General features: G+C 55.2%; 4 protein-coding genes and 1 pseudogene. All 5 read right to left on the minus strand.

All coding sequences use genetic code 11. The features are described from left to right. A pseudogene (locus ACTG33_RS16365) lies at nucleotides 1-1,038 on the minus strand (electron transport complex subunit RsxC); the annotation flags it as partial. 132 nt (nucleotides 1,039-1,170) lie between these two features. Further along, nucleotides 1,171-2,562 (minus strand): electron transport complex subunit RsxC, encoded by a 1,392-nt coding sequence (gene rsxC, locus ACTG33_RS16370; RefSeq protein ID WP_439136292.1) that lies wholly within the window; start codon nucleotides 2,560-2,562, stop codon nucleotides 1,171-1,173. Continuing rightward, nucleotides 2,559-3,197 carry an electron transport complex subunit RsxB gene (gene rsxB / locus ACTG33_RS16375; protein ID WP_439136293.1) on the minus strand — a complete coding sequence of 213 codons (639 nt, stop codon included), beginning with the start codon at nucleotides 3,195-3,197 and terminating at the stop codon, nucleotides 2,559-2,561. The genes rsxC and rsxB overlap by 4 nt, the downstream gene beginning before the upstream one ends. Before the next feature lie 26 nt (nucleotides 3,198-3,223). Further along, nucleotides 3,224-3,799 carry an electron transport complex subunit RsxA gene (rsxA, locus tag ACTG33_RS16380; RefSeq protein WP_439136294.1) on the minus strand — a complete coding sequence of 192 codons (576 nt, stop codon included), beginning with the start codon at nucleotides 3,797-3,799 and terminating at the stop codon, nucleotides 3,224-3,226. Nucleotides 3,800-4,056: 257 nt separating this feature from the next. Continuing rightward, a partial coding sequence (metG, locus tag ACTG33_RS16385) for a methionine--tRNA ligase subunit beta (protein WP_439136295.1) occupies nucleotides 4,057-4,459 on the minus strand: 403 nt, incomplete at its 5' end.

The raw sequence follows: 4,459 nt of genomic DNA on the forward strand, positions 1-4,459 counted from the left end.
GGTTTTTTCAACACCGGCTTTAAATGCGTCAATATTGGGATCATCTTCCGTTTCGGCTTTAGCGAGTCGCTGTTTGGCTTTTTCCAGTCGGGTTTCCAGTGAGGCAATCTGATCGCGCAACTTGTCCTCTGGCGACATGCTGGCCAGCGCTTCAGCCTTGGCTTTGGCTTTTTCAATCGCAGCGGTTGCCGCATCCGGTTCTGGAGGAGCTTCTTCGGCCTCAGCTGGGGCGGTGTTCTGATCGCTCAGTTCCGGAGCGCTGGGGTTGATGGCCCTCAATTCGTCACGCAGTTTTTCCTGTTTGCTGAGCATCTTATCCAGCCCAAGCTGTAACGCGTCCACGGTGTCGGCATTATCGGCTTTGGCTTGTTCGAGTTTGGCTCGCGCTTTCTCCAGCCGACCTGACATGCTGTTCAGCTGATCGCGGAGTTTGTCTTCCGGCGACATACTGGCTTGCTGGGCGGCTTTGGCTTTCGCCCGTTCAATAGCCGCTGCAGCGGCGTCCTGTTCTTGCGGTGCTGGGGCGGCCGGTTCCGAAGGCGCTAATTCGGCGAGTTCTTTTTCGGCCGTGGCGATTTTATCTTTCAGCTTGTCGACACCGGTTTGCAGGGCATCGACCTTATCGGAATTTTCAGCTTTGGCTGCCGCCAGCTTTTCTTCCGCTTTGGCAAGGCGGCCGGTTAACGATTCAATATTGGCTTTCAGCTTCTCGTCCGGTGCCATGGTCATCTTCGCCTGCGCACGTGCGATGGCAGCGGCGACCGGATCGTTAGGATCCGTTGCGGGAGCTGACGCGTTGGCGGCTTCGGCGACGATTTCAGTCGGTACCGGTTTGAAGTCGGCCAGCTTGGTTTTGGCTTCTTCCAGTTTCAGTTCGGCTTGTTTAATCTGCGCTGCCAGCCGCTCTTTCATATCCCCGTCCGCATCGGTATGGCGCTGTTGGAGCTTTTCCAGTCGGCCTTCAGCGCTGGTAACGGCCCGTTCCAGTTTGGCTTTTTGCTCTTCTGGGGTGGCTTGCTTGGCTTTTGCGCTGGCCATGGCGGTGGCAACGATATCAGCTTTCGCGGCATGCGAAGTGGGTTGTACCCCCGCGGCTTTATCGGCTTCTTGCTTTTGCTTGGCCAGTTCGGCGGCTTTTTTACGAGCCAGTCGTTTGGCTTATTTTTCCGCTTATGCTTTGGCGATACGTTCCTGACGGAATTCAAAACGTTGACGAGAGCGGTCTGATTTCTCTTTATCGATCGCCATTTGACGCATGGTGCCTTTGGCTGCGCGATAGTATTGCACCAGCGGGATGTTGCTGGGGCAGACAAAGGAGCAGGCACCGCATTCGATACAGTCTTTGATGTTCTGCGCTTCCAGGCGGTCGTATTCTTCCGCTGCGGCGTACCAGTACATTTGTTGGGGCAGCAAGCTGGCAGGGCAGGCCTCGGCACACATACCGCAACGAATACAGGCCTGCGCCGGTGATGGCGGTGGTAATTCTTTTTTGGTGGGGGCCAGAATGCAGTTGGTGGTTTTCACCACCGGCACATCGTCCTGTTCCAGCGCGTACCCCATCATCGGGCCACCAACGATCAGTCGCATGGCCTTCTTTTCGACCAGGCCGTGTTCCGCAAGCACATGATGAATAGGAGTGCCCAGGCGAACGCGGATGTTGCGCTGGGTTTGCAGTGCTTCACCCACCACGGTGGTGATACGTTCAATCAACGGCTTGCCGAAACGTACGGCTTCGTAAGCAGCGACGGCAGTGCCGACGTTTTGCAGAACGATGCCGATATCAGCGGGTAAACCCCCGGAGGGGACTTCTTTGCCGGTGAGGATCTGAATCAATTGTTTTTCGCCGCCGGACGGGTACTTGGTGGGAAAACTCACCACTTCAACCACAGTGCCTTCAGCAGCTTTGGTGACCGCTGCAATGGCCTGGGGTTTGTTGTCTTCAATACCGATAACCACACGAGCTGGACTTCCCAGCAGATGGGCCAGTAACTGTGTGCCTTTGATGATGTCCTCTGCCTGGGTTTGCATCAGGATGTCATCAGCGGTGATGTAAGGCTCGCACTCGGTGCCATTGATGATCAACGTATCAATGGGTTGATTGGCCCGTGGGCTGAGTTTGACGGCGGTAGGGAAACCAGCACCACCCATGCCGGCAATGCCTGCATTGCGAATTTTTTGTACCAGCGTGTCTTTATCCAGCGACAGATAGTTTTCACAGGCGTCGAAATCTGCAAATTCGTCTTTGCCGTCGGCGGCTATCACAATGCAGGGACCACTCAGGCCCGAAGGGTGGGGCAGAGTGCGGTCTTCAATGGCGGTGACGGTACCGGATGTGGATGCGTGTACCGGGGCGCTGATCATGCCTTTCGCTTCAGCAATTTTCTGCCCGGCCAGCACGCGATCGCCCACAGCCACAACCGGCTTGGCGGGAACCCCAATATGCTGGCTAAGCGGGAAAATCAGCTCATTCGGCAGAGGGATTTCGCCGAGAGGGAGCTGCAGGGACTGGCTTTTGTTTTCTTCCGGGTGAACGCCGCCGGGGATCGACCAAACTTTTGTCACGCGGCCTCTCCATCTTTTTTCTCGGCAGGTTTATCTGTGGCAATAATCTGAAAACTTTCAGCAAAGGTTTCAACGACGGAAGATGGTTTGTGCCATTTCCAGTCACTCAAGCCGGATTCCACCGGCAGCATATCAATACAGTCTACCGGGCAGGGCTCGACACACAGGTCGCAACCGGTGCACTCGTCGGCAATCACGGTGTGCATTTGCTTGGCGGCGCCAAGGATGGCGTCCATGGGGCAAGCCTGAATGCACTTGGTGCAGCCGATACACTCGTCTTCGCGAATGTAGGCGACGGTTTTCACTTCGGACTCTTCGCCGTGTTCTTCATCCAGTGTGGGCGCTTCAACATCCAGCAGGTCGGCAATGGCGTTAATCGTGGACTGGCCGCCGGGAGGACACTTGTTGATGGCGTCACCATTGGCAATGGCTTCGGCGTAGGGGCGGCAGCCGGGGTAGCTGCACTGACCACATTGAGTTTGGGGCAGCAGTTCGTCTAGCTGATCCACAATCGGATCGCCTTCGACTTTGAATTGCACGGCGGCGTAACCCAGTACGGCACCAAACACCAGAGACAGGGCTACCAGCGCAGCCAGTGCGGCAAGAAAAGGATGTGTCAGAAGATATTCGTACATAGTCATCAACATTGTTCAGCCGGTACTCAGACCAGACCGCTAAAGCCCATAAAGGCCAGAGACATCAGGCCTGCGGTTATCATGCCGATCGCGGCGCCTTTAAAAGGCACGGGCACGTCCGCCACTGCGAGACGCTCACGCATGGCCGAAAAAAGAATCAACACGAAGGAAAAACCCATTGCTGCACCAAAGCCGTAGAGCGCAGATTCTGTAAAGGTATGCGCTTTGGCGGTGTTCTGCAGCGCCACACCCAATACCGCACAGTTGGTGGTAATCAGGGGCAGAAACACGCCCAACACGCGATACAGCAGCGGGCTGGTTTTCTCGATAAACATCTTGGCAAATTGCACCACGACCGCGATCACCAGAATGAAGGCGATGGTCTTGAGGTACTCGAGTCCAAGGGGCGCGAGAATAAAGTTATGCACCAGATAACTGCAGATTGACGCCAGTGTCAGTACAAACGTAGTGGCACCGCCCATACCGATGGCGGTTTCCAGTTTGTTGGACACACCCATGAATGGGCACAGCCCCAGGAACTGGACCAGTACAAAGTTGTTGACCAGAATGGTGCTGATCAATATCACCACGAAATCTGTCATAGTTCAGGCTCATCACCGGTTAACCGGTTGTCATAATAGGTTGGGCTCGGGGCAGAGCCCGGAAACCTTATAATTTTAATGGTTTAATGCGTGTTCTTGTTAACGGTTTTGCCGATAAGGCTTATTGGCTGAATTTCTTGTGCCTACTTTGTCATTGAGAGGCGCAAATTTGTCATTGAGAGGCGCAAAGCGCCCGCTGTTGGCGCCATGGTGGACCTGCTGTTGGTGCTATGGCCTCGCAATGACAAGGGTTTCGTTTACATCACCCGCTGACCCGGCTTGGCGCCTGAATGAGGCTCGAGCAGATAGATCTCTTTTTTGCCGGGGCCGGCAGCCAGTACCATGCCTTCGGAAACACCAAACTTCATTTTGCGAGGAGCCAGATTGGCCACCATTACCGTCAGCTTGCCTTCCAGGTCTTCCGGTTGGTAGGCACTTTTGATGCCCGAGAACACATTGCGGGTTTCGCCGCCGAGGTCCAGCGTCAGACGCAGCAGCTTGTTCGCACCTTCCACATGTTCGGCTTTGGCGATCAGGGCGACGCGCAGATCGACCTTGGCAAAATCATCAAAGTTGATTTCGTCAGCGATGGGTTCCTTGGTCAATTCATTGTCGGCAGTGGCTGGTGCGGTTTGAGCTTCCAGTGCAGCCAGGGCTTCT

It is taken from the genome of Pseudomaricurvus sp., assembly GCF_965662505.1.
GTDB lineage: Bacteria > Pseudomonadota > Gammaproteobacteria > Pseudomonadales > Cellvibrionaceae > Pseudomaricurvus.